27 protein-coding genes are annotated in these 26,438 nt (G+C 73.0%); 17 read left to right on the forward strand and 10 right to left on the reverse strand.

The window, feature by feature from the left end; translation table 11 throughout:
• Both A6A08_RS19340 and A6A08_RS19345 read right to left on the reverse strand, forming a co-directional pair.
• The gene (locus A6A08_RS19340; RefSeq protein ID WP_073704040.1) at positions 1-1,362 is read right to left on the reverse strand and encodes a hypothetical protein; all 1,362 of its coding nucleotides are present in this window, start codon (positions 1,360-1,362) and stop codon (positions 1-3) included.
• A 246-nt stretch (positions 1,363-1,608) separates the two neighbouring features.
• Positions 1,609-1,866 carry a hypothetical protein gene (locus tag A6A08_RS19345; RefSeq protein ID WP_073704041.1) on the reverse strand — a complete coding sequence of 86 codons (258 nt, stop codon included), beginning with the start codon at positions 1,864-1,866 and terminating at the stop codon, positions 1,609-1,611.
• A 182-nt stretch (positions 1,867-2,048) separates the two neighbouring features.
• On the opposite strand from A6A08_RS19345, the gene fdxA reads away from it, so the two are divergent.
• Complete coding sequence (gene fdxA, locus A6A08_RS19350; RefSeq protein ID WP_014908468.1) at positions 2,049-2,369, forward strand: ferredoxin; 321 nt, start codon at positions 2,049-2,051, stop codon at positions 2,367-2,369.
• A 168-nt stretch (positions 2,370-2,537) separates the two neighbouring features.
• Positions 2,538-3,644 (forward strand): succinyldiaminopimelate transaminase, encoded by a 1,107-nt coding sequence (gene dapC, locus A6A08_RS19355; protein ID WP_073704042.1) that lies wholly within the window; start codon positions 2,538-2,540, stop codon positions 3,642-3,644.
• Between the two features lie 17 nt (positions 3,645-3,661).
• Here the strand turns inward: dapC and A6A08_RS19360 are convergent, their stop codons facing one another.
• Complete coding sequence (locus tag A6A08_RS19360; RefSeq protein ID WP_073704043.1) at positions 3,662-4,543, reverse strand: hypothetical protein; 882 nt, start codon at positions 4,541-4,543, stop codon at positions 3,662-3,664.
• Positions 4,544-4,753: 210 nt separating this feature from the next.
• Here A6A08_RS19360 and A6A08_RS19365 point away from each other — a divergent pair, with 210 nt between their 5' ends.
• The 7 genes from A6A08_RS19365 (at position 4,754) to A6A08_RS19395 (ending at position 11,493) form a co-directional block, all read left to right on the forward strand.
• Positions 4,754-5,590 carry a 2,3,4,5-tetrahydropyridine-2,6-dicarboxylate N-succinyltransferase gene (locus A6A08_RS19365; protein ID WP_073704044.1) on the forward strand — a complete coding sequence of 279 codons (837 nt, stop codon included), beginning with the start codon at positions 4,754-4,756 and terminating at the stop codon, positions 5,588-5,590.
• 186 nt (positions 5,591-5,776) lie between these two features.
• A complete protein-coding gene (gene dapE, locus A6A08_RS19370; protein ID WP_073704045.1) occupies positions 5,777-6,841 on the forward strand; it encodes a succinyl-diaminopimelate desuccinylase in 1,065 nt (354 codons plus the stop codon).
• Positions 6,842-6,986: 145 nt separating this feature from the next.
• On the forward strand, positions 6,987-7,796 hold the full coding sequence (locus tag A6A08_RS19375; RefSeq protein WP_199866988.1) for a TIGR00730 family Rossman fold protein: 810 nt from the start codon (positions 6,987-6,989) through the stop codon (positions 7,794-7,796).
• Between the two features lie 107 nt (positions 7,797-7,903).
• Positions 7,904-8,452 carry a hypothetical protein gene (locus A6A08_RS27730; RefSeq protein WP_073704379.1) on the forward strand — a complete coding sequence of 183 codons (549 nt, stop codon included), beginning with the start codon at positions 7,904-7,906 and terminating at the stop codon, positions 8,450-8,452.
• Positions 8,453-8,656: 204 nt separating this feature from the next.
• A complete protein-coding gene (locus A6A08_RS19385; RefSeq protein WP_073704047.1) occupies positions 8,657-9,259 on the forward strand; it encodes a hypothetical protein in 603 nt (200 codons plus the stop codon).
• Positions 9,260-9,748: 489 nt separating this feature from the next.
• Positions 9,749-9,916, forward strand: coding sequence for a DUF3117 domain-containing protein (locus A6A08_RS19390; RefSeq protein WP_017570816.1), 168 nt, complete (start codon positions 9,749-9,751; stop codon positions 9,914-9,916).
• Positions 9,917-10,008: 92 nt separating this feature from the next.
• Positions 10,009-11,493: a leucyl aminopeptidase gene (locus A6A08_RS19395; protein WP_073704048.1), complete on the forward strand. Its 1,485-nt coding sequence runs from the start codon at positions 10,009-10,011 to the stop codon at positions 11,491-11,493.
• Between the two features lie 39 nt (positions 11,494-11,532).
• On the opposite strand, the gene A6A08_RS19400 is transcribed toward A6A08_RS19395, so the two are convergent.
• Positions 11,533-12,120: an O-methyltransferase gene (locus tag A6A08_RS19400; protein WP_073704380.1), complete on the reverse strand. Its 588-nt coding sequence runs from the start codon at positions 12,118-12,120 to the stop codon at positions 11,533-11,535.
• Positions 12,121-12,437: 317 nt separating this feature from the next.
• Between A6A08_RS19400 and sigE the strand changes: the two genes are divergently transcribed.
• From sigE to A6A08_RS19420, 4 genes are all read left to right on the forward strand, one after another.
• On the forward strand, positions 12,438-13,052 hold the full coding sequence (sigE, locus tag A6A08_RS19405; protein WP_073704049.1) for an RNA polymerase sigma factor SigE: 615 nt from the start codon (positions 12,438-12,440) through the stop codon (positions 13,050-13,052).
• A gap of 2 nt (positions 13,053-13,054) precedes the next feature.
• Entirely contained in the window at positions 13,055-13,723 is a 669-nt protein-coding gene (locus A6A08_RS19410; RefSeq protein ID WP_073704050.1) for an anti-sigma factor, read from the forward strand.
• Positions 13,720-14,787, forward strand: a complete 1,068-nt coding sequence (locus A6A08_RS19415) for a transcriptional regulator (RefSeq protein WP_073704051.1) — start codon at positions 13,720-13,722, stop codon at positions 14,785-14,787. Before A6A08_RS19410 ends, A6A08_RS19415 begins: the two co-directional genes overlap by 4 nt.
• A 470-nt stretch (positions 14,788-15,257) precedes the next feature.
• Positions 15,258-16,325 (forward strand): S1C family serine protease, encoded by a 1,068-nt coding sequence (locus A6A08_RS19420; protein WP_083609196.1) that lies wholly within the window; start codon positions 15,258-15,260, stop codon positions 16,323-16,325.
• 113 nt (positions 16,326-16,438) lie between these two features.
• On the opposite strand, the gene A6A08_RS19425 is transcribed toward A6A08_RS19420, so the two are convergent.
• On the reverse strand, positions 16,439-17,578 hold the full coding sequence (locus A6A08_RS19425) for an Mrp/NBP35 family ATP-binding protein (protein ID WP_073704052.1): 1,140 nt from the start codon (positions 17,576-17,578) through the stop codon (positions 16,439-16,441).
• A 209-nt stretch (positions 17,579-17,787) separates the two neighbouring features.
• Between A6A08_RS19425 and A6A08_RS19430 the strand changes: the two genes are divergently transcribed.
• Positions 17,788-19,026 carry a CPBP family intramembrane glutamic endopeptidase gene (locus tag A6A08_RS19430; RefSeq protein ID WP_199866989.1) on the forward strand — a complete coding sequence of 413 codons (1,239 nt, stop codon included), beginning with the start codon at positions 17,788-17,790 and terminating at the stop codon, positions 19,024-19,026.
• Here the strand turns inward: A6A08_RS19430 and A6A08_RS19435 are convergent.
• Positions 19,006-19,470, reverse strand: coding sequence for a GtrA family protein (locus A6A08_RS19435; RefSeq protein ID WP_073704054.1), 465 nt, complete (start codon positions 19,468-19,470; stop codon positions 19,006-19,008). The two genes, A6A08_RS19430 and A6A08_RS19435, sit on opposite strands and share 21 nt — an antisense overlap.
• A 233-nt stretch (positions 19,471-19,703) precedes the next feature.
• On the opposite strand from A6A08_RS19435, the gene A6A08_RS19440 reads away from it, so the two are divergent.
• A complete protein-coding gene (locus A6A08_RS19440) occupies positions 19,704-20,873 on the forward strand; it encodes a 5-(carboxyamino)imidazole ribonucleotide synthase (RefSeq protein ID WP_073704055.1) in 1,170 nt (389 codons plus the stop codon).
• Positions 20,870-21,445: a 5-(carboxyamino)imidazole ribonucleotide mutase gene (gene purE / locus A6A08_RS19445; protein ID WP_199866990.1), complete on the forward strand. Its 576-nt coding sequence runs from the start codon at positions 20,870-20,872 to the stop codon at positions 21,443-21,445. Before A6A08_RS19440 ends, purE begins: the two co-directional genes overlap by 4 nt.
• Positions 21,446-21,545: 100 nt before the next feature.
• On the opposite strand, the gene A6A08_RS19450 is transcribed toward purE, so the two are convergent.
• Complete coding sequence (locus A6A08_RS19450) at positions 21,546-22,121, reverse strand: TetR/AcrR family transcriptional regulator (RefSeq protein WP_073704056.1); 576 nt, start codon at positions 22,119-22,121, stop codon at positions 21,546-21,548.
• Between the two features lie 70 nt (positions 22,122-22,191).
• On the opposite strand from A6A08_RS19450, the gene A6A08_RS19455 reads away from it, so the two are divergent.
• Positions 22,192-23,769, forward strand: coding sequence for an MFS transporter (locus A6A08_RS19455; RefSeq protein ID WP_073704057.1), 1,578 nt, complete (start codon positions 22,192-22,194; stop codon positions 23,767-23,769).
• On the opposite strand, the gene A6A08_RS19460 is transcribed toward A6A08_RS19455, so the two are convergent.
• The 3 genes from A6A08_RS19460 to A6A08_RS19470 form a co-directional block, all read right to left on the reverse strand.
• A complete protein-coding gene (locus A6A08_RS19460) occupies positions 23,757-24,017 on the reverse strand; it encodes a hypothetical protein (RefSeq protein ID WP_073704058.1) in 261 nt (86 codons plus the stop codon). The genes A6A08_RS19455 and A6A08_RS19460 overlap by 13 nt on opposite strands.
• Before the next feature lie 160 nt (positions 24,018-24,177).
• Positions 24,178-25,509, reverse strand: coding sequence for a UDP-glucose/GDP-mannose dehydrogenase family protein (locus A6A08_RS19465; protein ID WP_073704059.1), 1,332 nt, complete (start codon positions 25,507-25,509; stop codon positions 24,178-24,180).
• 230 nt (positions 25,510-25,739) lie between these two features.
• Positions 25,740-26,417, reverse strand: coding sequence for a YIP1 family protein (locus A6A08_RS19470; RefSeq protein ID WP_073704060.1), 678 nt, complete (start codon positions 26,415-26,417; stop codon positions 25,740-25,742).
• Between the last annotated feature and the right edge of the window lie 21 nt (positions 26,418-26,438).

Here is a 26,438-nt window from a genome sequence, read left to right on the forward strand (position 1 = left end):
CTACACCACGGCCCGGGGGGCCACCGCCGACTGGTGCAGGCAGGCGATCGCGAAGGCCCGGCCCGGCACGGTCAGCTCCCGGCGCCCCGAACCGTCGTCGTCGGTGAGCAGCCCCAGGGCCTCCAGCAGCCAGCTGACCGCCATCACCAGCGCGCGCACCTGGTCCGAGGCCGTCTCCGCGGTCCGCCGGTGCGATGCCGCGTGCCTTCCCGCGGTCACCGGCGGCTCCACCGGGACCCAACCCGACTCGGTCAGCGCCCGCTCGGCCGTCTCCACGTCCGACTCGCCGCGGCGCACGTGGGACCCCGTGCCCTGCGGGGTGCGCGCCAGCAGCATGCCCAGCAGCGTCTCCGCGGCGGCCTGCTCCAGCCCGCCGGTGCGGCACGGCGCCTCGGCGGCCGCCTGCCACAGCGCCTCGGGGTCCTCCCGCAGCTGGCGGCCGCGCCGGGTCAGCACCAGGCGCCGGCCCGACCTGCGCACCGCGCGCATCCCCCGCAACGCCTGGTGCAGGGCGATCAGCTGGGTGGCGTCGGTCTCGCTGCGCGGCGGCTCGGGCGAGGTCCGCCATCCGAAGTCCACGCACATCTGCCGCACCACGCTCGGCGAGATGTAGCCGATCTGGGTGAGCGCGATGCCCTCCGCCGCCAGGTCCAGCAGCCGCTGCAGCGGCGCCATCACCGCGTCCGCGGCGCGCGGCACGTCCGCGCCCGCGATGATCTGGCCCACCAGCGGCCACAGGCGCTGCCGGTGCGGGTGCGCGGACGAGCTCAGCCAGGCCCGTACCCGCTCCTCGCGGATGCGGTCCAGGTGGCTCAGCCCCCGGTTGTCCGGCTGGGTGAGGAAGGAGCGGGCGAACCGCTCCTGCGCGGGGCGCCATCCGCGCTTGCCGGGGCGCACGTCACCCAGCGAGATCGCCAGCTCCAGGGCGGACGCGGTCTCGTGGCGGGCCCGGATCTCCGCGTCGCCGACCGCGGTGCCCCAGGTCAGCTCGGGCAGGTCCGGCGGCTCCACCCCCGACTCCCACATGAGCCGCTCGTACATGGCCAGCCCGGCGGCGTGGTCCTCGGCGTAGACGGTGAGCAGGGTCGCGGTCGCCGGGGCCGAGCAGATCTGCGCGTACCGGTACAGCTGCAGGAGGGAGAAGAGGTTGCCGAGGGAGCGGGCCGCGAACAGCTGGTCCTCGGCGGAGTTCTGGAAGCGGACCGGCAGCTCGTACCAGCAGAACCGCTGGACGGTGTGCTGGTTGAGTCCCTCGATCCTCTGCTCCGGTGCCAGCGTGTCCAGCGCCGCCCGGGCCATGTCGGCCGCCCGCTCGTCCCGTCGGGCCAGTTCGGCGAGGGCGGACGCTACTGCTTCGCGCATGATGGGCGCTCACCACCTCCCCGCGTACCTGGCGCCCGTTCCGCGTGGGTGTGCCGCCGGGGGGCGCGATGCTTCGTTGTCGGTTCCGGCGGGTCGGCTGGGCCCACCCCCGGGACTGTGCGTCTTCTACCCCGCATGGGAGGAAGAATGCCTCTGTTCAGGCGCGACATGCGCGCCGGGCACCGCTCCACCGGGTGGACGGTGCCCTCGTCACGTCAGTGTCGTGAGGTCCGGGACGGCACGGGGTCAGGGCGCCTGCGGAGGGCGCCCGCCGCGACGGCGCGGGGGAACGGGGGGAACGACACGGCTCGCGGCGATGGCCGACTCCACGACCTCCACCGCGGAGCCGTCGCGCCGGCGCACGGTGAGAACGCCGTCGTCCCAGGACTCCACCACACCGACGATATCGGTGAACCCGCCCTCGGGGAGGCGAATTCGTACAGAGACCCGCCGACCGATGTCCTCCGGGGAGATCCGGTGGACGAGACGTCCCCTCATGTGCATGGAAATGCCCCCCGAATGTGCGCTGGGTGTTCTCCGCCGTCATACTAGGAGTACGACATCTGTGCCAATCGCTTGCAGAGCCCGGGAGCGGGGGCAGGGCGCCCGCACGCCGACCCCGCCGAAGGCTCTGAAAGGTCCCCGCCTCCCCCGTGGGTAAGCGGGGGTGAGACAAGGAGTACGACGTGACCTACGTCATCGCGCAGCCCTGTGTTGATGTGCTGGACAAGGCGTGCATTGACGAGTGCCCCGTGGACTGCATCTACGAGGGTGACCGCATGCTCTACATCCACCCGGACGAGTGTGTGGACTGCGGTGCGTGCGAGCCGGTCTGCCCGGTCGAGGCCATCTACTACGAGGACGACCTGCCCGAGCAGTGGTCCGAGTTCTACAAGGCCAACGTCGACTTCTTCGACGACCTGGGCTCCCCGGGCGGCGCCTCCAAGGTCGGCAAGATCGACCGCGACCACCCGATCGTCGCCAAGCTGCCGCCGCAGGCCGAGTAGTCCGGCGGCGCGCCGGGCGGGTCCCGGCGGCCCCTTCCGAGCGGCGCGCGCCCCGATGGCGCAGAGGGGCGCACGCGCGCGGCCCCGAGGCGACGTGTCGCGCCGGCCCCCGTGCACGGGGGCCGGCGCGTTTCTTGTGCAGACCCGAACTGGATGGAGTGTGTACCGATGGCCGAGCGGCGACCCGTGGCGGACCGGCTTCCGACCTTCCCGTGGGACCGGCTGGCGCCGTACAAGCAGAAGGCCTCGGAGCACCCCGACGGCATCGCCGACCTGTCCGTCGGCACCCCCGTCGACCCGGTGCCCGCCCTGCTCCGCAAGGCCGTCGCCGACGCCGCCGACGCGCCCGGGTATCCGCAGACGTGGGGCACCCCGAAGCTGCGCGCGTCCATCGAGGGGTGGCTGGAGCGCCGCCACGGCGTGCGCGTGGCCGAGGGAGCGGTCCTACCCACCGTGGGGTCCAAGGAGCTCGTGGCCTGGCTGCCCACCCTCCTGGGGTTGGGCGCGGGCGACACGGTCGTCCATCCCGAACTGGCCTACCCCACCTACGACATCGGCGCGCGCATCGCCGGGGCGACCCCCGTGGCCTCCGACGGCCTGGCCGCCCTCGGCCCCGCCCCGGTCGGCCTGGTGTGGGTGAACTCACCGAGCAACCCGACCGGGCGCGTGCTGGGCGTCGCGCACCTGCGCAAGGTCGTCCAGTGGGCCCGTGAGCGCGGGGCGATCGTCGCCTCCGACGAGTGCTACCTCGACCTGGGCTGGGACGGCACCGAGCCGGTGTCCATCCTGCACCCGGACGTGTGCGGCGGCTCCCACGAGAACCTGCTGGCCGTGCACTCGCTGTCCAAGCGCTCCAACCTGGCCGGGTACCGCGCGGCCTTCGTCGCCGGCGACCCCGCGCTGGTCGGGGAGCTGCTGGCGGTGCGCAAGCACGCCGGGATGATCGTCCCGGCGCCCGTCCAGGCCGCCATGGGGGCCGCGTTGGACGACGACGCGCACGCCGCCGAGCAGAAGGAGCGCTACCGGTTCCGCCGCGCCAGGCTCCGCGAGGCCTTCGAGGAGGCGGGCTGGCGCATCGAGCACTCCGAGGCCGGCCTGTACCTGTGGGCGAGCCACCCCGACCACGACGCCTGGGGCGCGGTCGCCCACCTCGCCGAGCGCGGTGTGCTGGTGGCCCCCGGCGACTTCTACGGCTCCGCGGGGGCCGGCCACGTGCGTGTGGCGTTCACCGCCACCGACGAGCGGGTGGAGGCCGCGGCCGGGCGCCTGGCCTGAGCCCGCGGGGCCGCGCCCTACTTCAGGACGACGCGGCCCCCGGTGCCGGCGCCCTTGTTCGTGCTCCAGCCCTCGGCGCCGTCCACGCCGTCCGACGCGTGCCACTGCTGGTCGCCGTACGCCACCGAGGCCAGTCCGTACTCCTGGGCGTGGGCCACCGCCCACAGGGCCATCGCCCATCCCAGGTCGCCGGTCCGCGGCTCCTGGTCCCCGGCCACCGGCAGGTCGTCCGGAGCGGTGCCGAACACCCGGGCCATCTCCTCCTCGGCGCCGGCGACGTCCGCGTCGCCGGCCCGCAGCTCCTCCACGGTCTCGGCGTCGTACCAGCAGGTCACCGCCGGTCCCCGCTCGCCGGTGAACACCTCGGCCATCCGCTTGGACAGGGGTTCGTGCTGGTCGTAGGCGTAGCCGTCCGCGCTGTGCTGCACGGCCTGGGCCGCCTCGAACACCGGGATGGTCCTCCAGCCGTCGACCTCCACCAGCTCGTCGTAGAACGAGCGGCTGGAGAACACCGGGTCGAGGATCTCCTCCGGCTCGCCCCACTCCTGCGAGGGGCGCTGCTGGAACAGGCCCAGGGAGTCCCGGTCCCCGTACTCCACGTTGTAGAACGCCGACTCCTGCCACACCGTCGCGTAGGCGACGGTCACGGCCTCCGGCGGCAGGTCCCGGCTGAAGGCCACCCCGCCCACGGTGGTCGCGCTCATGGCCTGTGCGCCCTCCATCGGGTACTTGCCGTCGGCCAGCTCCAGGCGGCACCCCGGCTCCGGGGGAGGGGTGGTGTCGAGCGGCTCGAACGTGGTCAGCACGTAGTAGGCCCCGGCGACGAGGAGACCGCACACGAGGGCCAGGGAGAGGAGGATCTTGACGAAGGCGGAGAGCCTCCGGCGCTTACTGGGCACAGGCGAACCAAAGGTCGGCGACAGGATGGGCGCGCCGCCCGGGGAGGCGGGTCCTTGCCGTCTCCCGTGCCGCGCGAGGGGCGCACGCGGCGCCACCGCCGCATTGTAGTCGCCGCCGCGAGAAGCGGCAGTGCGCCCGTACGGAGGCGATCGGCACATCCGCGGCGGCGGTTCTCCGTCACTCCCGGGGAGCGGCTAACGTGGGTGCACATGACCAGCTCGTACTCCAGCCCGCTGCCCGACCAGATCGACGAACTCTGGGAGAGGCGCGCCGAACTCACGCCCGGCCACGCCGAGGCGCGTGAGACCATCACCGGCGCGATCGACCAGATCGACGAGGGCAAGGCCCGTGTGGCCTTCGTAGACCCCTCCACCGACGAGGTCGTGGTCGACGAACGCGCCAAGCGCTCCATCCTCCTCGGCTTCAAGGTCCTGGACATGCAGGAGTCGCAGGTCGGCGACTTCTACTACCACGACCGCATGCCGCTCAAGACCCGCTTCGACGGTGTCCGCGTCGTCGCGGGCGCCGTCGCCCGCTGGGGCTCCTACCTCGCTCCCGGCGTCGTCCTGATGCCGTCCTTCACCAACATCGGCGCCCACGTCGGTTCGGGCACCATGGTCGACACCTGGGCCACGGTCGGCTCCTGCGCCCAGGTCGGCGAGAACGTCCACCTGTCCGGCGGCGTCGGCGTCGGCGGTGTCCTCGAACCCCCGCAGGCCTCCCCGGTGGTCATCGAGGACGACGCCTTCCTCGGCTCCCGCAGCATGGTCGTCGAGGGCGCCCGTGTGCGCACCGGCGCCAAGCTCGGCGCGGGCACCATCCTGACCTCCTCCACCCGCGTGTTCGACGCCGAGACCGGCGAGGAGCTCCCGCGCGGCGAGGCCCCGGCCTGGTCGGTGTGCGTCACCGCCAACCGCACCAAGAGCTTCCCCGGCGGCGACTTCGGCATGCCGGTGCTGCTCGTGCTCAAGCGCCTGGAGAAGGGCCAGGAGCACGACAAGCTCGCCCTGAACGACCTGCTCCGCGAGCACGGCGTCAACGCCTAGCGGTTCCCGCACCTTCCAGGGGCGCCTCTTTCCGTACACGGGGGGCGCCCCTCGTGTCTTCCGGGGCCGCGGGGGCACGGGGGTGCGCGGGGGCGGGGATGCGGTAGATGTAGGGGCGAAGAGAAGACGCGGCCTCCCGCCCCCGCGGCGCGGCGGCCTTCCGACCTCACCGAAACGGGGCGACACATGCTGGACCTGACCTCGGACGCGGCGGCACTGACCGCCTCCCTCGTGGACATCCGCTCCGAGAGCGGTGACGAGAAGGTCCTCGCCGACGCCATCGAGAACGCCCTGTCGGCCCTGCCCCACCTCGCCGTCACCCGCGACGGCGACGCCGTCGTCGCCCGCACGGACCTCGGCCGTGCCCGCCGCGTCGTCGTCGCCGGGCACATCGACACCGTCCCCATCGTCGACAACGTCCCCTCCCGCACCGTCGACGGCCGCCTCTACGGGTGCGGCACCTCCGACATGAAGGCCGGTGTCGCCGTCCAGCTCAGGCTGGCCGGACTGGTCGCCGAGCCGGTGCACGACCTCACCTACGTCTTCTACGACAACGAGGAGGTCGACGCCTCCCGCAACGGCCTGCTCCGCCTGGCCCGCAACCACCCCGAGTGGCTGGCCGGGGACTTCGCCATCCTCATGGAGCCCACCGACGGCGTCATCGAGGGCGGCTGCCAGGGCACCATGCGGGTGGAGGTCACCGCCAGGGGCAAGCGCGCCCACAGCGCCCGCTCCTGGATGGGAGAGAACGCGATCCACGGCGCCGGTGCGGTCCTGGACGTCCTACGCGCCTACACCCCCCGCGAGCCCGAGGTGGAGGGACTGCGCTTCCATGAGGGCCTCAACGCCGTGTTCATCGAGGGCGGCGTCGCGGGCAACGTCATCCCCGACGAGTGCGTGGTCAAGGTCAACTACCGGTTCGCCCCCGACCTGTCGGTGGCCGACGCCGAGGCGCACCTGCGGGAGGTCTTCGACGGGTTCGAGGTGACGGTGGTGGACGCGGCCGCCCCCGCCCGTCCCGGGCTGGACGACCCGTCGGCCGCCGCGTTCGTCGCGGCCGTGGGGGAGGGCCGGGCCCGCGCCAAGCTCGGCTGGACCGACGTGTCCCGCTTCTCCGAGCTGGGCGTACCCGCGGTCAACTACGGCCCCGGCGACCCGATGCTCGCCCACACCAAGGACGAGTACGCCGAGACGGCCAGGATCCACGAGGCCGAGGAGCGCATGGCCGCCTGGCTGACCGGAGCCCGCTGAGTCCGCCGGGCCGCCCGCCGCGGCCGTGTCCGGCTCCGTGGTCGGCCACGGTCGCGGAGGCCGCGGACGAGGCGGCCGTTTGTGGTCATCGCCGCGTTACGCGTGGTTCAGGTGTGAGCTGGTCCGGCGCGGATAGCTTTACGGCATGACGGAACCAACGGAACCAGAAGAGCGGGAACCGGAAGAGAACGTGCGCCGGGCGGGCCCCCTCACCTACCGGGGCAGCTCCATCCCCAACACGACGACGGACCAGCGGCTCCTCGACCAGCGGGGGCCCACGGACTGGGTGCACACCGACCCCTGGCGTGTGCTGCGCATCCAGTCGGAGTTCGTGGAGGGCTTCGGCCTGCTGTCGGAGCTGCCCTCGGCGGTGAGCGTGTTCGGGTCGGCCAGGATCAGGCCCGGCAACCGCTACTACGACATCGGCGTCGAGATGGGCGCCAAGCTCGCCCAGACGGGGTACGCGACCATCACCGGCGGCGGGCCGGGGATGATGGAGGCCGTCAACAAGGGCGCCCAGAAGGCGGGAGGGCTGTCCGTCGGGCTCGGGATCGAGCTGCCGTTCGAGCAGACGCTCAACGACTACATCGACATGGGCATGACCTTCCGGTACTTCTTCGTCCGCAAGACGATGTTCGTGAAGTACTCCCAGGCCTTCGTGGTGCTGCCCGGGGGCTTCGGCACCCTGGACGAGCTGTTCGAGGCCTCCACCCTCGTGCAGACGAGCAAGGTCACCCGGTTCCCCATCGTGCTGGTCGGCAGCGAGTTCTGGGGCGGGCTGAGGGACTGGATCCGGGACAGCCTGCTGGAGAACGGGCTCATCAAGCCGCACGACATGGAGCTGGTCCAGGTCGTCGACGACCCCGACGAGGTCGTCGACATCATCCGCAAGTCCCACCTGGACATCGCCCGCCAGCACGAGGAGTCGGAGGAGCGGCCCGGCCCCGAACAGTAGGGGAGCGGTACGGCGGGTCGGCGCGTACGGGCCGTCACGGTCCGGGGACCCGCCGTGCCCCTTCCGCGCGGCCCTCCCGGTCGGCCGGGTGTGGCACGATCGTGTCCGTGCCTGTTCTCATCATGGTCCTCGTTGCCGCCGCCGCGCTGGCCGTGCTCGTCGGCGTCGTGTACGTCGTGCTCGGCAAGGGCGGCCAGCTCGCCCGCTTCGAGGCCGACTACCCCCCGCTGGCCCTGCCCGACGACCGTCCCGTCCAGGCCTTCGACCTCGGCCGCCTGATGCTGCCCCTCGCCATGTGGGGCTACCACGTGCGCGCCGTCGACGAACTGCTGCTGCGCCTGACCGCCACCCTGCGCGAGCGCGAGGAGCGCATCGAGGACCTGGAGTGGCGCCTGTCCCGCCTCGACCCGTCGTACGTCCCCGAGGGGACCGGTCCCCGGCCCGGCTCGCGCCTGCCCGGCGACGCCTACGCCCCCGAGAGGGAGGGAACGGCGGGCGCCGGGCGCGGCGCGTCGGTCCCGTCGCGGGCCGACGGCGGAGCGGAGGAGGCCGTGACCGCCGACGGCGGTGCGCGTGAGGCTGACAGCGGTGCGCGTGGGTCCGAGGGCGGTGCGCGTGGGTCCGACGGCGCCCCGGCCAGCGGCGGCAACCGCTGACTCCCGCGGTGTGCGCGCCCGGCCGGGGTTCCCCACGCCGGGGCGCTCCGGCCTGACCTGGTGCTTCTTCGGCATGTGTCCTGCATCACACCAGCGGTGCCGTTCCTGGGCGAATCGGTGCGTTCGCGTGCCCTATTCTCAATCGCTGTACTTGTGTACCCCCGCTTCGCCGGAGCGGGCGCAGCATCGTTGAGGATGGCGAGGATGGACACAGCAGCCGAACTGGAGTCGGGAGCTGGGGACAGGCGCGAACAGCCCGCTTCCTCCGCCACGGCCGTTTCCCCCGTGCAGCAGCTGTCCCTGTGGCCACCGCCCAGGTCCACCCGGCACAACGGCAGGCGCCGCCGCCAGGTCATCGCCTCGGCCTCGGCCGTGCTGGCCGTCCTGCTGATCGGCGGAGGCGCCGCCGCCTGGGCCCTGCTCGCCGAGCCCGCCGACGGGGGAGCGGAGGAGATCACGGCACCGGCCGAGGAGTTCGTCGGATCCTGGTCCGGTGAGATGGTCCAGGTGGACACCGAGGGCGACCACGTCGCCGACTGGCACGCCGAGGTCCGGATCGAGGAGGGCGCCGAGCGCGGCAGCACCGCCTGGACGACCTTCTCCTGCTCCGGGACGCTCGTGCTGTCGGCGGGCGACAGCAACCGGCGCGTCTACCTCTACACGGAGACCGCCGACCCCCAGGAGCGCTGTGTGGACGAGGCCGAGCTGACCGTGTGGCCCGCGGCGGACGGCGCTGGACTGAGGGCGGAGTGGTCGTCGGTCACCCGCGAGGGCACTCGGATGATCTCGACGGGCGACCTGGTCTGAGCGGACCGAATCGAATCCGTCGGTCCGGCTGGACGCGGTCCGGGCCACCTGGAGGCGTCCCCTGCGGAGGAGACCCGACGGGCCCCTCCCCGCCGTGCCCGCCGGTGTCCCCGGGTATGGAAAAGCGCAGGTCGGAGTTGTTGCCGGAGCGTCCTTGACCGGTGCGGTTCAATTCCCCGTCCCGGGGCAGGAGTCCGGTCGGCCCTCGCGCTCTCAGCGGGTTTCGGTCAGGACCGATATAACCTTACTGACCAATGATTCCTCGTGGGTGGGTGCCCGTGACGGCGGTCCGGCCGCTGCCTGGCGCACACACGGGGGCGAACCTCCGAGATAATGGTCGAAGAGTGATTCACGTCCCTTAAGCCACACGGGCACGAGTCACACGGAACCGGCCTACGGTTCCGGAGCCGAGACGGGCCGAGCGGATCGGCGCCGGTGCTGTGGGTCGGCCCCGGTCACCCGCGAGGAACACCTAGAAAGGGGAATGGCATGGCGGCCATGAAGCCGAGGACCAGCGACGGGCCGATGGAGGTCACCAAGGAGGGCCGCGGCATCATCATGCGGGTACCGCTGGAGGGCGGCGGACGCCTGGTCGTCGAACTGACGCCGGACGAGGCGACCGAACTCCGGGACGCGCTCAAGGGCGTCGTCGGCTAGACGCATCCACGTTCTTCCCCCACCGGGCCGGAACGCCCCGACGACCCCCGAGGTCGTAGACCCCCACGACAGCGAACGATTGTGAGCGACCTGTGCCATTCGCCACGGAGATCCGCCCCCGCCCGGGGAGTCTCGCCGAATCCGCCGCGGACCTGCTGGTCCTTCCCGTGCTCTCGGGAGACGGCGGACCGACGGAGGACGAGGGGGTCGCCGACGGCGGCCTGACACAGGTGCTTCCGGCTCCGCTCACCGACCTGTTCGCGCACTACTCGCTCGCCGGGAAACCCGGTGAGCTGGCCCAGTTCCCGGTGCCCCGTGACCAGGGCCTGGCCCGCCTGGCGCTTCTGGGGGTCGGTTCGGGTTCCCCCGACGACCTCCGGAAGGCCGGCGCCGCCCTGTCCCGGGCCGCCCGGGGAAACGAGCGCGTGGCCTTCGCCTGGCCCGGAGTCGGAGGCGACGCCGCGACGGCCTTCGCCGAGGGCGCGCTCCTGGCCTCCTACACCTTCAGCCTCAAGACCGCCGAGACCCCGGCCGGGAAGCGACCCGCCCCGGTGATCGACGTGGTCGGCGCCGGCGACCTCGCCGACGCCCTGGCCCGCGGGACCCGGCTGGCCGAGGCCACCGCCCTGGCCCGCGACCTCATCAACACCCCGTCCCTGTCCAAGGACCCCGAGTGGATGGCCTCCCGCGCCCGCGAGGTCGCCGGGGACTCCGGCCTGCGGGTGCGGGTCTGGGACGAGGAGGAGCTGGAGAGGGACGGCTTCGGCGCCATCCTCGGCGTCGGCCGGGGATCGTCGCGCCCCCCGCGGCTGGTCCAGCTCTCCTACACCCCTGAGAACCCCGCCGCGCACGTCGTGCTGGTCGGCAAGGGCATCACGTTCGACACCGGCGGCCTCTCGCTCAAGCCCAACGACAACATGTCGCTGATGAAGACCGACATGAGCGGCTCGGCGATCGTGCTCGCGGTCCTCTCGGCGCTGTCAGCCGTGGGCGCCCCGGTACGGGTGACCGGCCTGCTGGCGCTGGCGGAGAACGCCTTCTCCGGTGACTCCGTCCGGATCGGCGACGTGCTCACCACCTACTCCGGCACGACCGTCGAGGTGCTCAACTCCGACGCCGAGGGCCGCCTGGTCCTGGCCGACGCCATGGGCTACGCGGTCGCCGAGCTGGCCCCGGACGTGCTGGTGGACGTCGCGACCCTGACCGGCGCGGCGAAGGTCGCGCTCGGTACCGGCACGGGCGCGCTCTACAGCACCGACGACGCGCTCGCCGCCGAGCTGGAGAACGCCGGCGCGGCCTCCGGCGAACCCCTGTGGCGGATGCCGCTGACCGAGGAGTACACCGAGACGACCAGGTCCCGGGTGGCGGACCTGGCCAACATCGGGACCCGCTCCGAGTTCGGCCCCGCCGGGGCCACCGACGCGGCCCTGTTCCTGCGCGAGTTCACCGGCGGTGTGTCCTGGGCCCACCTGGACATCGCCGGTCCCGGCCGGTCGATGAAGGAGGACGGCCTGCTCACCAAGGGAGGCACGGCCTTCGCCACGCGCACCCTGCTGCGCTGGCTCGCCGACCGCTAGCCCGCTGTGCCCGCCCCGGGCCCCGGGGCGGGCGTGCGCTCAGCGGATGGCGGCCAGCAGCCCCTCGCCGACGGGCATCAGCATGGGGATGAACTCCTCCTCCTCGCGTACCCGGCGGATCACCTCGCGCACGGCGGTCTCTCGCGGGTCGGGTACGCGCAGCGGCCCGTCCGGCTCGGAGGAGGCCACCATGGCGCCGTTGAACACCACCATCCCGCCCGGGCGGAGCAGGCGCAGCGCCTCGTCCAGGTACAGGGGATAGGACACCGTGTCGGCGTCCACGAACACCAGGTCGTATCCGCCGTCGGTCAGCCTCGGCAGCACCTGCAGGGCGGTCCCCCGGATCAGCCGGGCGCGCCCGGGTCCGAAACCCGCGCGGGCCAACGCCGAGCGCGCGTAGTCCTGGTAGGCGGCGTTGGTGTCCACCGTGGTCAGGATCCCGTCCGGGGCCATCCCCCGCAGCAGCCAGATCCCCGAGGCGCCGCACCCCGTGCCGATCTCCACCACGGACCGCGCGCCGATCGACGCGGCCAGGAAGCGCAGGGCGGTACCCGTCGCTGCGTCCACCGGCGGCGCCGACGAGCGGCTCCCCGCCTCGTAGGCGTCCGCCAGGGGCTCGTCCTCCATGGCGTTGCGCTCGAACTGAGCCTGTTCGGCGCGGACCCAGGTGATCCGGGCCGCGGTCTCCTCCGGGCTGGCGATGACGGCCTCCCACTGCGGTGTTCCTATGTCTGGTGGGGCTCTGACCAGGAAATGGTCACCCACCGTAGAATGACGGTTGCGGCCAGGTCATGTCCCTGGCAAAAGACTAGCCTGATCCGGACCGAACTCCGAGCGTGGCGACGGGAACTTAATCCACGTCCCCCGGCGTTGAATCGGGATGAACGCACGTTGATCGCCACGAAGCAAACTCCCCCCGACCAGCCTGGTGGCGAATCGACGGGATGAAGGGAGCAGCGGTGCCAGAGTCCGGCCCTGCCGTGGAATTCGAGGCATGGGAACCCCCGAGCTGGGACGAGGTCGTCCGGACCCACTCTCCGCGCGTGTACCGGCTCGCCTACAGGCTGACCGGCAACAAGCACGACGCCGAGGACCTCACCCAGGAGGTCTTCATCCGGGTCTTCCGCTCCCTGGCCAACTACACCCCCGGAACCTTCGAGGGGTGGCTGCACCGCATCACCACCAACCTCTTCCTCGACATGGCCCGGCGCAGGGCCCGCATCCGCTTCGAGGGCCTGGCCGACAACGCCGACGAACGCCTGGAAGGCCGTGAGCCCTCGCCCGCCCAGCGCTACGACGACCGGCACTTCGACGCCGACATCCAGTCCGCGCTGGACGCGCTGCCCGCCGAGTTCCGCGCCCCCGTCGTCCTGTGCGACATCGAGGGGCTCTCCTACGAGGAGATCGCGGCGACGCTCGACGTCAAACTCGGCACCGTCCGCAGCCGCATCCACCGGGGCCGCGCCCAACTGCGCAGGGCCCTGGAGCACCGGCGGTCCCTGGCCGCCGACAGCGAGGCGCGCAGCGGTGGAAACGTGATCAACGGGGAGGCGGAGTGAGTATGGAACACCTCGGAGAGCGTCTCTCCGCGCTCGTCGACGGGGAACTGGGCCCGGCCGAGCACGAGAGTGCCCTCATCCACCTGGCCAAGTGCGAGCCGTGCCGTTTCGAGGCCGACATGATGCGTCGCCTCAAGCGCCGGCTGAACGGCCTGTGCGAGCCCGAACCCGACATGGACTTCATGGGGCGGCTCACCAGCCTGTCCCGCGACCCCGGGCCCTCCGGCCGGGACCCCTTCGACCCGCCGCCCGGCGGCGCGGGCTTCGGGGCCGGCCCGCCCCTGGGCTCCTCGCGCCCCCTCGGCGGCCTTCCGGGGGGCGGACACCCGGCCACCGTGCCCGGAGCCGCCCCGGCGCCCGGTGGCGCGTCCCCGGTCCAGCCCGGACGCACCGAGCGGTCGGACCGCCGACGCTTCGGCGGCGACCGCCTCGCCCACCTGTTCCCGGACTTCCCCGGCGGCCGCTACGCCGTCGCGGGCCTCGCCGTGGCCACGGCCCTGATCGGCAGCGCCTTCGTCGCCGGGGGCGACTCCGAGGAGGCGCCGGTGGTCGAGCCCCGCCTGTCCGACTACGCGTTCGAGCACGCGGTGACCAGCCGCAGCATGCCGGTGGTCGACCCCTCTCCCGCGGCCTCCGACGTCCCGCACGGCTCCTCCGAAACCACCCGGTGAGCGCGGAGGGACACTCCTCCGCGCACTCCGCCCCGGTCGTACTCCTCGTCGTGGTACTGCTGTGCGCGCTCCTGCTCACCGCCGCCACCTGCCCCGGCTCCGCCGCGGTTCCCGCGGAGGGGCCGGACAAGGGGATGCCGGTACTGCGCCGCGCCGCCGCCGCGGAGGACGAGGTCGCCTACTCCGCCGTGCGGGAGATGACCGGACCGGAGGGCGTGGAGGACCGGGAGGTCCGCGTACGCGTGGTGAGCAGGCCCGGAGTCGGCATGGCCCTGGCCCCCGTCGGCGACGAGGGGTCCGCCCTCGTGGTGCGCTCCTCCTCCGCCCTGGAGTCGCTGGACGAGCGCCTGCTGAGCATGCTCCAGGACACCTACGCCGTCTCGGACGCGGGCGTCGCCGACCTGGACGGCAGACGGGCCCGCGTGGTGGAGGCCGAACGCGCCGACGGCACCGTCGCCGGGCGGTTCTGGGTGGACACCGACACCGGCCTGCTCCTGGGCCGGACGGTCTACGGGGCCGACGGAGAGCCCGCGCTCAGCGTCCGCCTCACCGGCCTCGTCCTGGGCGGGGGCCGGTGGCCCGACGGCGAGACCGGGGGAGCGCCCTGGGGGGACGCCCTGACCGAGGCCGAACGCGCCGACCTGCGCAAGCGGGGCTGGTACCTCCCCGAGTACCTGGCCTGGAACCTGCGGCTGGTCGACGCGCGGTCCACCCGGCACGCCGGGCGCCGGGTCGTGCACCTGGTCTATTCGGATGGCTTGTCCCAGGTGTCGGTTTTCGCCCAACGTGGGAAGCTGGACACCGGCCATTCCCCCGCACTCCGGAACGGATACGTCGGAACCGGAACGGGGGGAGACGGCGTCACACCACAACATGACACGATCTTCGGCGGCGACACGGGCCAGTACCAGAGCATGTGGCAGGCGGACGGCTTCGTCTACACGGTGCTCGCCGACGCCCCCGCGGGGCTGGCCTCGTCGGCCGTGACCGCGCTGCCGGAGCCCGGGGGTTCCGGCTTCTGGGCCAGAGTGCAGCGCGGCCTGTCCCGGTTGGGGTTCGTCTAGTCCCTCGCCGAGCCGCGTGTCGACCGAAAGCCAAGCGACATACGGAGCAGGTCTTGAGCGAGGAAAGCGGCCGTCCGGAGCATCGCGGGGAGCCCGGACGGGCGATCCCGCCGGGCGGTGGAACACCCCCTGAGCGTGCCGCGCCGGACAGGGCGCGTGCGCGGGGTCAGGCGCCCGCGGAACACCCCCCGCATCCGGGGCGGGCCGCCGCACCGCCGCCCGGCCCCGGGACCCACGGCGTGCAGGCCCCCCGTACCCCCGCCCCCGGCGGCCCCGTGAACCACACCCCGCCCCCCGGGGCGGGCGGGCAGCGGCCCGGTGTCCCCCCGGCCCCGGGAGCACCCCCGGCCCCCGGTGTCCCCCCGGTCCCCGGTGGCCCCGAGGTCCAGGCCCAGCACGCCCAGCACGCCCAGTACGCCCAGTACGCAGTGCCGCCCCCCGCGGCCCGACGGCGCGGCATCCCGGCGTGGATGGCGCTGTCCGGCATGCTCGTCGTCGCGCTCATCGCCGGTGGCGCGGGCGGTGTCGCGGGCACCTTCCTCAGCGGCTCAGGGACCGCCGAGGCGGAGCCGGAGGAGGGACCGGTCATCAACGAGCCGCCGCCGGAGGCCCCCCGGCGCGACCCCGACAGCATCGCGGGCGTGGCCCAGCGGGTGAGCCCGAGCGTGGTGGCGATCCAGAGCGCCGACCCCCGGGCGCAGGGGGGCGGATCCGGGTTCGTCATCGACGGCGACTACGTGGTGACCAACGACCACGTCTCCTCCGAACTGCAGGCGGACGGCATCGTCGTGGAGTACAGCGACGGCAGCCGCTCCGACGCCTCCGTGGTCGGCGCCGATCCCAGTTCCGACCTCGCGGTGCTGTCGCTGACGGACCCCATCGACGTCGAACCGCTGGAGTTCGGCGACTCCGAGCAGGTCATCGTCGGGGACGAGGTGATCGCCATCGGCGCGCCCCTGGGACTCAACACGACCGTCACCCAGGGCATCATCAGCGCCGTCAACCGCCCGGTCACCTCCGGGGAGGGCGAGAACGCCAGCCGCTTCTACGCGCTGCAGACCGACGCCGCCATCAACCCGGGCAACTCCGGCGGTCCGCTGGTGGACCTGCGGGGGCGGGTCATCGGGGTCAACTCGATGATCGTGACCATGGGCTACATGGGTGAGCCCTCGGGCAACATCGGCCTGGGCTTCGCGATCCCGTCGAGTGAGGTCGAACGGGTCGTGGAACGGCTCATCGAGCACGGGGAGGCCGAGTACGCCGACATCGGGGCCGACATCGACCTGGACAGCCCGATCGCGGGCGCGGTCATCGCCGAGGGCTCCGGAGCGGTGGAGGAGGGCGGCCCGGCCGACGAGGCGGGCCTGCGGTCCGGCGACGTGATCGTCGCCCTGGACGGGGACCGGGTGGACTCGGGCCAGGAGCTGCTCGCGATGCTGCGCGGTCTCAGTCCGGGCGACGAGGTCGAGGTCGAGTACGAGCGCGACGGGGAACGGGACACCGCCACGGTCACACTGGGCTCCTCCGACGAGGACTGATCGGGCGCTCCCCGGCCCCGGCACACGCGTGAGGCCCCCGAGCGGCTGCTCGGGGGCCTCACGCGCGTCCTCTCGCCGGGGCCCGACCGGGACGGGGCCCGAAGGCGAACGGGTCAGCGGCCCGCCGGGGAGATGCCCAGCTGCATGCCGGCCAGTCCGCGCGGCTTGCCGACCAGCGTGTCGGCGACCGAGGTGATCACCTTGCTGGCCTCGGCCTCGGGCTCGGTCAGCACCAGGGGCCTGCCCTCGTCGCCGCCCTCGCGGAGGCGGGTGTCCAGCGGCACCTGGCCCAGCAGCGGGATGTCCATGCCCAGGGTGCGGCTGAGGGCGTCGGCGACCGTGCGGCCACCGCCCTCGCCGAACAGGTGCACCGGCTCCCCGCCGCCCGGCGGGACGTAGTACGACATGTTCTCGATCACGCCCGTGATCCGCTGGTGGGTCTGGGCGGTGATGGCGCCCGCGCGCTCGGCGACCTCGGCGGCGGCCTGCTGCGGGGTGGTCACCACGAGCAGCTCGGCGCTCGGGAGCAGCTGCGCGGTGGAGATGGCGATGTCACCGGTGCCCGGGGGCAGGTCCATCAGCAGGACGTCCAGGTCCCCCCAGAACACGTCCGACAGGAACTGCTGCAGCGCGCGGTGCAGCATCGGGCCGCGCCAGACCACGGGCTGGTTGCCCTGGGTGAACATGCCGACCGAGATGACCTTCACGCCGTGCGCGGTGGGCGGCAGGATCATGTCCTCGACCTTGGTCGGGAAGTCCGTCGCGCCGAGCATGCGCGGCACCGAGTGGCCGTAGATGTCGGCGTCGACGACACCGACCTTGTGGCCCTGGGCGGCCATGGCCGCGGCCAGGTTCACGGTGACGGACGACTTGCCGACGCCGCCCTTGCCGGAGGCGACGGCGAAGACCCTGGTGAGCGAGTTCGGCTTGGCGAAGGGGATCTCCTTCTCCGCCTGGCCGCCGCGCAGCTTGCTCTGCAGCTCCTTGCGCTGCTCGTCGCTCATCACGTCGAGTTCGACGCGCACGGAGGTGACCCCGGCGACCTTGGTCACCGCTTCGGTCACGTCCTTCTCGATACGGCCCTTCATCGGACATCCGGCCACCGTGAGGTAGATGCCGACGTTCACGACACCGTCATCGGCGATGTCGACGCTCTTGACCATGCCTAGGTCGGTGATGGGACGGTGGATCTCCGGATCTTGCACCGTGGCCAGGGCTTTGTGCACCTGCTCGGTGGATGGTGTGGAGGACATGTACTCAATCGTAGGTCAGCGGGACGAGGTCAACGGCCTGCGGTGTCGCTCCGGCGGGCCACCCTGTTCAACCAGGGCGGCGCACGCCGCATTCCGGGGAGCGGGACGGGCGCCGGTCACGTCCACCGGCCTGTGCGTACCGTGGTCGGGTGATAACGGCATGGCCTTAACGCTGGCGATACATGCCCGGATAGTAGTCTCGGCGCACGATGGGAAATGTGCCGCCACCGCCTGGTTCGTCCTGGCCCGCCGCGCCCGAGGGGCCCGAGGGGCGGGCCGCCGGTTCCTACACGCAGGAGCAGACCTGGGCGGGCCCGCCGGGCGGGGGAGGACTGACGCCGCCGGGGGGCCACCCCGTCGCCGGCGCGGATCCGTCCGTGTGGGCCTGGCCGCCGCCGAGACCGGTACGCACCAGCGAGTTCGCCTGCGCGGAACTCCCCGAGGGTGAGTCCTACCACAGGCTCGGCCGCACCTCCCGCTTCCGCTGGTGGACCACGCCGCTGACCCTGGCCGTCTTCGCGGTCCTGGCGTTCTTTCTGTGGATGGCGATCCTCCTGTCCGTGACGATCGTGGCGATCATCGGCGGCAGCGGCCTGGCCCCGGAGTCGGTCACCATCAGCACGATCGCCGAACTGGCCTTCGGCCTGCTGTCGTCGGCGCTGTTCATACCCATCGTCCTCTTCCTCGTGCGCGTGGTGCAGTGGCGCCGGATCGGCTCCCTGCTGTCGGTGGAGGGCCGCCTGCGCTGGGGCTGGCTGGCGCGCTGCACGGTGGTGGCCGTCTTCCCGGTCGCCCTGTGCGCCGCGGCGTTCCTGCCCCTGGCCAAGGCCCTCCACCCGGGCCTGGTGCCCAGCGAGGCGACCGGCGGAACCGAGGTGTTCGCCGCGGCGATGACGGTCATCGTGCTGCTGGTGCCGTTCCAGTCGGCGGCCGAGGAGCTCACCATGCGCGGTCTGCTCATGCAGCTGGTGGGCGCGATCGGCGCCCGGTCCGGCGAGCGGGGCGGCGGGTCGGCGGTGTCGCGGGTGCTGCGCTCTCCGGGACCGGCCATCCTGGCCAGCGGGACCCTGTTCGCGGCGCTGTACCTGGCCACGCACCCGGACGAGGTGTGGACGACCGCGGCCCTCGCGGTCATGGGGCTGGGAACGGCCTGGCTGACCTGGCGCACCGGCGGTCTGGAGGCCGCGGTCGGCCTGCACGTGGTCAACAGCCTCGTGCAGTTCACGCTGTGCGTCTTCGAGGGGCGCATGGAGCAGATCGGCACGGGCCTGGTGGTCGGCTCCGGCCTGCCCCTGGGAGCGGGTTCGCCGCTGATCCTGCTCCTGACACTGGTCCAGGTGGGGCTGTACACGCTGGTGGTGGTGTGGTTGGCGAACCGGCGCGGGGTGCGCCGCAGGAGCGCGGAGGTCCCGGCCGCGGCCCCCCGGCTACGTGGCCGGTTCGCGTGAGGGGTTCTCCGGCTGTTCGGGGAAGACCCACGTCCGGTAGGAGAAGAACCGGAAGAACGTGCCGAGCCCCACGCCCACCACGTTGCCCGCGATGTTGCGCGCCAGCGGGCCGTCGAGGCCCAGCGCGTACACGGAGAAGCCCAGGCAGGCCAGCTGGATCAGCATGCCCACACCGTTCATGGCCAGGAACAGCACCGTCTCACGGCCGTAGCCGGTACGGGTCCGGTCGCCGAAGGTCCAGAACCGGTTGCCGACAAAGGCCACCGCGATGGAGCACAGCGTGCCGACCACCTGGCCGGTGAGGGGGGCCGCCCCCGCCGCGCTCCACAGCAGGTTGGTCGTCCCCAGCTGCACCGCGTAGGCCGCGGCGCCCACGGAGCCGAACCTGCCGACCTCCCGCGCGAGCTTCGCGAGTCCGGGGTGGCGGTCGAGGAAGTCGCGCACGGGACTGTGCCTCCTGGGATGGTCGGGCGGCCCCCACCTCGGAGGGGGCCGCCGGCTGGGGTGCCGACCGGGCGGTGGGGCCTGAGCCCGCCGCGCGCGCACGCCCTAGACTCTAGCCGGGGACCGGAGCAAGGACCCCGGCCGCGGGTTCCGAGCCGAAACCGGCCAGGTCCCGCCGTGCGCGGGGCCGTCCCGTCACCGCGGTTGACGAGCAGCATGTGAGTTGAGGAACTGTGAGCGAGCGTAACCGCACCGTCCCCCGCGTGGGAATGGTGGGAGGGGGCCAACTCTCCAGGATGACCCACCAGGCGGGCATCGGACTGGGCGTGGACTTCTCGGTACTGGCGGCCGGTCCCACCGACAGCGCCGCGCTGGTCTGCGGCGACGTCGCCCTGGGCGACGACCGGGGCCTCGACGACGTCCTGGCCTTCGCCAAGGCCAACGACGTGGTCACCTTCGACCACGAGCACGTGCCCGAGCCGGTCCTGCGCGCGGTGGAGGAGGCGGGCGGCCTGCTGCGGCCGGGCCGGGACGCCCTGCGCTTCGCCCAGGACAAGCTGCGCATGCGCACGCGCATGGCCGAGCTGGGCGCCCCCTCGCCGCGCTGGCGGGCCGTCACCACCCTGGAGCACGTGGTCGGCTTCGCCGAGGACGGGGACACCGGATCCGGCTGGCCGGTCGTCCTCAAGGCCGCCCGGGGCGGCTACGACGGCAAGGGCGTGTGGGTCGTGGACGGCGCGGAGCAGGCCCGCGGGGTCGTGGACCGCGCGGCCGCCGAGGAGGTGCCGCTCCTGGTCGAGGAGAGGGTCGACTTCTCCCGGGAGCTGGCCGTGCAGGTCGCCCGGTCCCCGCACGGGCAGGTCGCGGTGTACCCGGTGGTGGAGACCGTGCAGCGCGCAGGCATCTGCCACGAGGTGATCGCCCCCGCCCCGGACCTTCCCGAGGAGAAGGCCGTCCGCGCCCAGCAGCTGGCCATCGAGATCGCCCAGGCACTGGACGTGACCGGGGTGCTGGCGGTGGAGCTGTTCGAGACCGCCGACGACGTGATCGTCAACGAACTGGCCATGCGCCCGCACAACTCCGGCCACTGGAGCATCGAGGGCGCGCGCACCTCCCAGTTCGAGCAGCACCTGCGGGCCGTGCTGAACCTGCCGCTGGGTTCGCCGCGCACCAACGCCCCCTACACCGTCATGGCCAACCTGCTGGGCGGCGAGGACCCCGAGGTCTACCGCCGCTACCTGCACGTGATGGCCAAGGACCCCGAGGTGAAGGTGCACTTCTACGGCAAGGACGTGCGTCCGGGCCGCAAGATCGGGCATGTCACCGTGATGGGCGAGGACCACCGGGACCTCCTGGAGCGCGCCCGGGACGCCGCCACCTACCTGCGAGGAGACGACCAGTGACCGACAACGCCAACGGGCGGGAGCAGGACCGGGACAGGAGCCCCGCGGGCGATCCCGTGGTGGGCATCGTGATGGGCTCGGACTCCGACTGGCCGGTGATGCGGGAGGCGGCCGAGGTGCTGGGCGAGTTCGGCATCCCCTTCGAGGCCGACGTGGTCTCCGCGCACCGCATGCCGCACGAGATGGTCGCCTACGGCACCGAGGCCGCCGGGCGCGGGCTGAAGGCCATCATCGCCGGTGCGGGCGGCGCCGCCCACCTGCCCGGCATGCTGGCCTCGGTGACGACCCTGCCGGTGGTGGGCGTCCCGGTGCCGCTCAAGTACCTGGACGGCATGGACTCGCTGCTGTCCATCGTGCAGATGCCCGCCGGTGTGCCGGTGGCGACCGTGGCGGTGGGCGCCGCGCGCAACGCCGGCCTGCTGGCGGTGCGGATGCTGGCCGCGGGCGATCCCGGGCTGACCGAGCGCATGGCCCGCTTCCAGGAGGAGCTCAAGGAGCAGGCCCGGGCCAAGGGCGAGCGGCTGCGCCGCGAGGTCGCGAGCGGCGACAGGCCCACCGGGTTCGGTTTCTAGCGGGTACGCGCAAGCGGGACACTGGGTCTTCGAAGGAGGCCGCGGGAGGGGCGGGGAGGGGACGATCCCTCCTTCGCCCCTCACCTTTGCGCCTCGTCTCTCATTCCCGCGCCGCGGGGATCAGGACGCGCAGGCCCTCGATCGCCTGGTCGACGGTCGGGAGGGCCTCGGGGTCGACGAGGTACTGCAGCACGTAGCCGGTGACGAAGTTGTAGGCCATCGATCCCAGCCCGGCGACGGCGGCGGGGTCGACCCGGTCGGGCTCCACGTTCAGGAGGAGGGCGGCCAGTTCCCGGCGGCCCTCCCGGATGCCCCGGGCGAGGTCGTCACGGATGCCCTCGTCGAACTGGGCCTGGGCGTAGGCCTGCACGCTGGCGACGAGGAGGCCGCGCTGTTCGGGCAGTTGCCGGAACAGCGAGTGGAGCAGGACGCGCAGCCTGTTCGGGGGGTCCTCGGCTCGGGAGGCGCTGACGGCGGCCTCGATGGCGTCGCCCCATTCGCTGACGGCCTCCAGCACCGCGGTGTTCATCAGGTTGTCCTTGGACCCGAAGTGGTAGCCGATGGAGGCCAGGTGCGCTCCTGACGCGGCGGCGATGTCGCGCGCGGTCGTGCGGCCGTAGCCCTTCTCCACCAGGCACGTCCTGGCGCCCGCCAGCAGGTCCTCACGTTGGCTCATGGCGCCGATCCTAGCATTTGAACGTACGTACATATTGACGCCGGATTTTGACGTACGTACGATCAACGCCATGCGAACACCACCGAAACCGCCGATCCGGACGCGGGCCGAGCACGCCACCACCCGTACCTGGGCCGGTCTGGCCCTCCTCCTGGTCCCGGCCCTGCTGGTGTCCATGGACATCTCGGTGCTCTTCGTCGCCGCGCCGGCCATCGCCGAGGCGCTCGCGCCCACGGCCACGCAGTGGCTGTGGATGATGGACGCCTACGGCTTCGTGCTCGCCGGGCTGCTCGTCGTGATGGGAGGCCTGGGCGACCGGATCGGACGACGGCGGCTGCTGCTGACCGGGGCCGTTCTCTTCGGCGCCGCGTCCGCGCTGCTGGCCATGGCACCCACGGCGGGACTGTTCATCGCGGGGCGGGCCCTGCTCGGGGTGGCCGGGGCGACCCTGGCTCCCTCCACGCTGTCCCTGGTCCGCGGGATGTTCGCCGACCCCCGGCAGCGCGGTATGGCGGTCGGGGCGTGGACGGTCGCCTTCACCGGCGGCGCGGTGGCCGGGCCCGTCCTCGGCGGCGTGCTCCTGGAGTTCTTCTGGTGGGGCTCGGCCTTCCTCGTCAACCTTCCGTTCATGGTCGTGCTGGTGATCGCCGCGCCCCTGCTGGTCCCGGAGTCGCGCGACCCCGCGGCGGGCGGCTTCGACCTGCCGGGCGCGGGCCTCTCGCTGGCCGCGGTGCTCGCCCTGGTCTACGCGGCCAAACGCGTGGCCGAGCACGGGATCGGGGCCTGGGCGGCCGTCGCCCTGGTGTCCGGGGCGTTCCTCCTGGTGCTGTTCGTGGTCCGCCAGCGCCGTGCCGCACATCCCCTGGTGGACGTCTCTCTCCTCACCCGACCCGCGTTCGCCGCCGCGGTCGGCGGCAACACCGCCGTGTCCTTCGCCGCGGCCGGGCTGGGACTGCTGACCTTCACGTTCCTCCAGACGGTGCACGGCCTGAGCCCGCTCCACGCGGCACTGTGGGCGCTGCCCACGTTCGCCGGTACCGCCTTGGGCGCCGCACTGGCCGGCCCGGCCGCGCCCCGGGTCCGTCCCGGAGCACTCATGGCGGCGGGCCTGGTGACCGGTGCGGCGGGCCTGGCCGTCGTCGGGTTCGTGGACACGGACACGCACCTGGCGGTGTTCGTCGGCGGCTACACCCTGCTGACCTTCGGCATCGGTATCGTCGCGACCCTGGCCAACACCCTGGTCCTGGCCACGGCCCCGCCCGAGCGCGCCGGGGCCGCCGCCGGGATCTCCGAGACCAGCACCGAGTTCGGCGCGGCCCTGGGCATCGCGGTCCTGGGCACCACCGCGGCCACCGTCTACCGCGCCGCCATGGAGCACGAGGCGGACGGGGCCGCGGCCGAGACCGTCACCGGCGCCTTGGCCGCGGCCCCGCGCGCGCAGGATCCGGCGGCCCTGCTCGACACGGCCTTCACCGCCTACACCGCCGGGGTCAACGCCGCCGCCCTGACCGGAGCGTGCCTCCTGGCCGCCTTGGCGCTCCTGACCGCCGTCGCCCTGCGCGGGCTGCCCGCCGGAGGCGGTGAGCCCGCCCCGGAGGCTCGGCGTCCGGGGCGCGGACGCCCCTCGCCCGCGGATCAGCCGAGGTAGTCGGCGTAGCCGCGCGGCACGGCGCAGTCCTCGGCGGGCCGCTGCTCCAGGCAGCCCCACTCCAGGAGGACGCCCACCGGGGCGTGCTCCCCGTCCGCGGCCTCCCCGGCCTCCGCCATCCCCTCGGCGGGGACGAGCACCTGCTCACCGCCGCCGGGCTGCTCGGAGTGCGGCGCGGTCACCGCGTGGGCGGGTGAGGCCGCCAGGAGCAGGACCAGTGCGGCGGTGACCGTCGCGGAGAGCTTCACGGGTGGACTCCGTTCGTCCTCGGGCACCCGGCCGGGCGCCAGGCGCACGCAGATAACTACGGAGAGTAGTGAAGCACGGAGGGGAGGACGACACCGCGAGACCGCCGGAAAAGCCGGACGGCCGGACCTTCGCGGTCCGGCCGTCCGTGGACGCGGCGGGCTACTGGCGGCCCAGCGCCCGGTAGGTCCACCCCGAGGCGCGCCAGTACGTGGGGTCGAGCGCGTTGCGGCCGTCCACGATGCGCTTACGGGCCACCACCTCGGCCAGCTCGTCGGGGTTGGCATCACGGAACTCCGCCCACTCGGTGAGCAGCAGCACCACGTCGGCGCCGCGCGCCGCCGCCAGCATGGAGTCCGCGTAGTTCAGCTCCGGGTGCGCCTCGCGCGCACGCTCCAGCGCCGCCGGGTCGTACACCGTCACCTGCGCGCCCAGCGAGGCGATGGTGGAGGCCACGTCCAGCGCGGGCGAGTCGCGGATGTCGTCGGAGTTGGGTTTGAACGCCGCGCCCAGCACGGTCACCGTGCGGCCGGCGAAGCTGCCGCCGATCAGCTGGCGGGCGATGTCGATGGTGCGCGCGCGGCGGCGCTGGTTGATCGCGTCCACCTCGCGCAGGAAGGACAGCGCGGGCTCCACGCCCAGCTCGTCGGCGCGGGCCATGAACGCGCGGATGTCCTTGGGCAGGCAGCCGCCGCCGAAGCCCAGGCCCGGCCCGAGGAACTTGCCGCCGATGCGGTCGTCGTAGGAGAGCGCCTCGGCCAGCTGGATGACGTCGGCGCCGGCCACCTCCGACACCTCCGCCATGGCGTTGATGAAGGAGATCTTCGTGGCCAGGAAGGCGTTGGCCGAGACCTTGACCAGCTCGGCGGTCTGGAGGTCGGTCACCAGGAAGGGGACGCCGTCGTCGATCTGCTGCTGCCACAGGGCCCGCACGGCCTTCTCCACCCGCGGGGAGTCGGTGCCGATCACGATCCGGTTCGGGTGCAGCGTGTCCTCCACGCCGAAGCCCTCGCGCAGGAACTCCGGGCTCCACCCCAGCTCGGCCTCCTCGCCGGCGGGGGCCAGCGCGGCCAGCCGGGCGGCCAGGGTCGCGGCGGTGCCCACCGGGACGGTGGAGCGGCCCACGACCACGGAGGGCCGGGTCAGGTGCGGGGCCAGCTGGTCCACAGCGGCGTTCACGTAGCGCAGGTCGGCGGCGCCGGAGTCGTCGCGCTGCGGGGTGCCCACGCAGATCAGGTGCAGGTCGGCGAACTCGGCGGCCTCCGCGAAGGACGTCGTGAAGCGAAGGAGCCCGGTCGCGAGCTTGGCGGTGAGCAGCTCGTCGAGGCCCGGCTCGTAGAAGGGCACCTTGCCCGAGCGGAGCATGTCGATCTTGGCCTCGTCGACGTCGAGGCCAAGGACCTCGAACCCCATCTCGGCCAGACAGGCCGCGGTGGTGGCACCCAGGTATCCGGTACCGATGACGGAGACGCGCATACGGTCCGCTTCGATCACTGGTGGTGTCCTTCCTCGCTTTCGCCCGCTCCCGTGTGGTGTTGTGCCCGCTGAAGGCGGTCAACACCCTGTTCCAGGGCAGGAAACGGACATGATTCGGCCTGCGGCTGGTATCCGGGGCGCGGGGAATCACCCTACGCGTCCGGGTGTGGCGCACGACCGAACGCCGCGTGAACAGTCAGGCGCTCAGGTTACCGGTGGGTCGGTGATCTCCGGCACGGGGACGCGGTTCAGCTCCGACGGCCCCGCGGCGCCCCGGCCTCCCCGGGCCCGTCGTCCAGGGGAGTCCACACCGCTCCGCTCCCGCCCCGGCTGAAGGGCGTGGTCGTCTTGTCCGGGTCGCCGTCGAGGCCGCTGCCCGGTGGCGGCGGAGCGGGGTCGGGGACCGCCTCCGGGACGGTGTCGCCGCCCGCACCGTCCCACGGCGGGTCGTACGGATCCGTCCCGCGCTGGTACTCCTCCCGGCTGGTGGCGGCCACGACCCGGCCGCCGGGGGACGCGTCCGCGCCGTGGGCGGCCCGCCACCGGAGGGGCATCACGGCGGAGAACAGCAGCAGAGTCCCCAGCGGCAGTGCCACGGCCAGGCCGGCGCCGGACGGGTACAGGAAACTGTCCCCGTTCAGCCAGGACAGCGCCGGTTCCATGGACGCCGGGTGCACGGACGGCCACAGGCACAGCGCCGTGAGCAGGGCCCCGGCGGCCCCGGCGACCAGCGGTGAGACCCGGGAGGCCACGAGGTAGGCGCACACGGTCCCAACCAGGCACAGCACCACCACCGACAACACCGTCGCCACGGTCACGTCACCCTCCGCGATTCGCGGGATCAGGCCGGCCGACCACGCGGCGGCGACCCACAGCACGGGGGCCAGGGCGACGCCGGCGAGCAGTCCGACCAGGTGATGGAGCACGGTAAACCCTCCTTGCCCGGG

It is taken from the genome of Nocardiopsis sp. TSRI0078, from assembly GCF_001905145.1.
In the GTDB taxonomy this organism is placed as follows: domain Bacteria; phylum Actinomycetota; class Actinomycetes; order Streptosporangiales; family Streptosporangiaceae; genus Nocardiopsis.

Excerpts from the sequence above, each read along its gene's own strand:
- A6A08_RS19390 (WP_017570816.1), top strand. The coding sequence starts at position 9,749 with ATGGCGGCCATGAAGCCGAGGACCAGCGACGGGCCGATGGAGGTCACC.
- sigE (WP_073704049.1), top strand. The coding sequence starts at position 12,438 with ATGAAGGGAGCAGCGGTGCCAGAGTCCGGCCCTGCCGTGGAATTCGAG.
- A6A08_RS19425 (WP_073704052.1), bottom strand. The coding sequence starts at position 17,578 with ATGTCCTCCACACCATCCACCGAGCAGGTGCACAAAGCCCTGGCCACG.
- A6A08_RS19400 (WP_073704380.1), bottom strand. The coding sequence starts at position 12,120 with ATGGAGGACGAGCCCCTGGCGGACGCCTACGAGGCGGGGAGCCGCTCG.
- dapC (WP_073704042.1), top strand. The coding sequence starts at position 2,538 with ATGGCCGAGCGGCGACCCGTGGCGGACCGGCTTCCGACCTTCCCGTGG.
- A6A08_RS19410 (WP_073704050.1), top strand. The coding sequence starts at position 13,055 with ATGGAACACCTCGGAGAGCGTCTCTCCGCGCTCGTCGACGGGGAACTG.
- A6A08_RS19450 (WP_073704056.1), bottom strand. The coding sequence starts at position 22,121 with ATGAGCCAACGTGAGGACCTGCTGGCGGGCGCCAGGACGTGCCTGGTG.
- A6A08_RS19430 (WP_199866989.1), top strand. The coding sequence starts at position 17,788 with ATGGGAAATGTGCCGCCACCGCCTGGTTCGTCCTGGCCCGCCGCGCCC.
- A6A08_RS19375 (WP_199866988.1), top strand. The coding sequence starts at position 6,987 with ATGACGGAACCAACGGAACCAGAAGAGCGGGAACCGGAAGAGAACGTG.
- A6A08_RS19340 (WP_073704040.1), bottom strand. The coding sequence starts at position 1,362 with ATGCGCGAAGCAGTAGCGTCCGCCCTCGCCGAACTGGCCCGACGGGAC.
- A6A08_RS19455 (WP_073704057.1), top strand. The coding sequence starts at position 22,192 with ATGCGAACACCACCGAAACCGCCGATCCGGACGCGGGCCGAGCACGCC.
- dapE (WP_073704045.1), top strand. The coding sequence starts at position 5,777 with ATGCTGGACCTGACCTCGGACGCGGCGGCACTGACCGCCTCCCTCGTG.
- A6A08_RS19345 (WP_073704041.1), bottom strand. The coding sequence starts at position 1,866 with ATGCACATGAGGGGACGTCTCGTCCACCGGATCTCCCCGGAGGACATC.
- A6A08_RS19365 (WP_073704044.1), top strand. The coding sequence starts at position 4,754 with ATGACCAGCTCGTACTCCAGCCCGCTGCCCGACCAGATCGACGAACTC.
- A6A08_RS19385 (WP_073704047.1), top strand. The coding sequence starts at position 8,657 with ATGGACACAGCAGCCGAACTGGAGTCGGGAGCTGGGGACAGGCGCGAA.
- A6A08_RS19420 (WP_083609196.1), top strand. The coding sequence starts at position 15,258 with ATGGCGCTGTCCGGCATGCTCGTCGTCGCGCTCATCGCCGGTGGCGCG.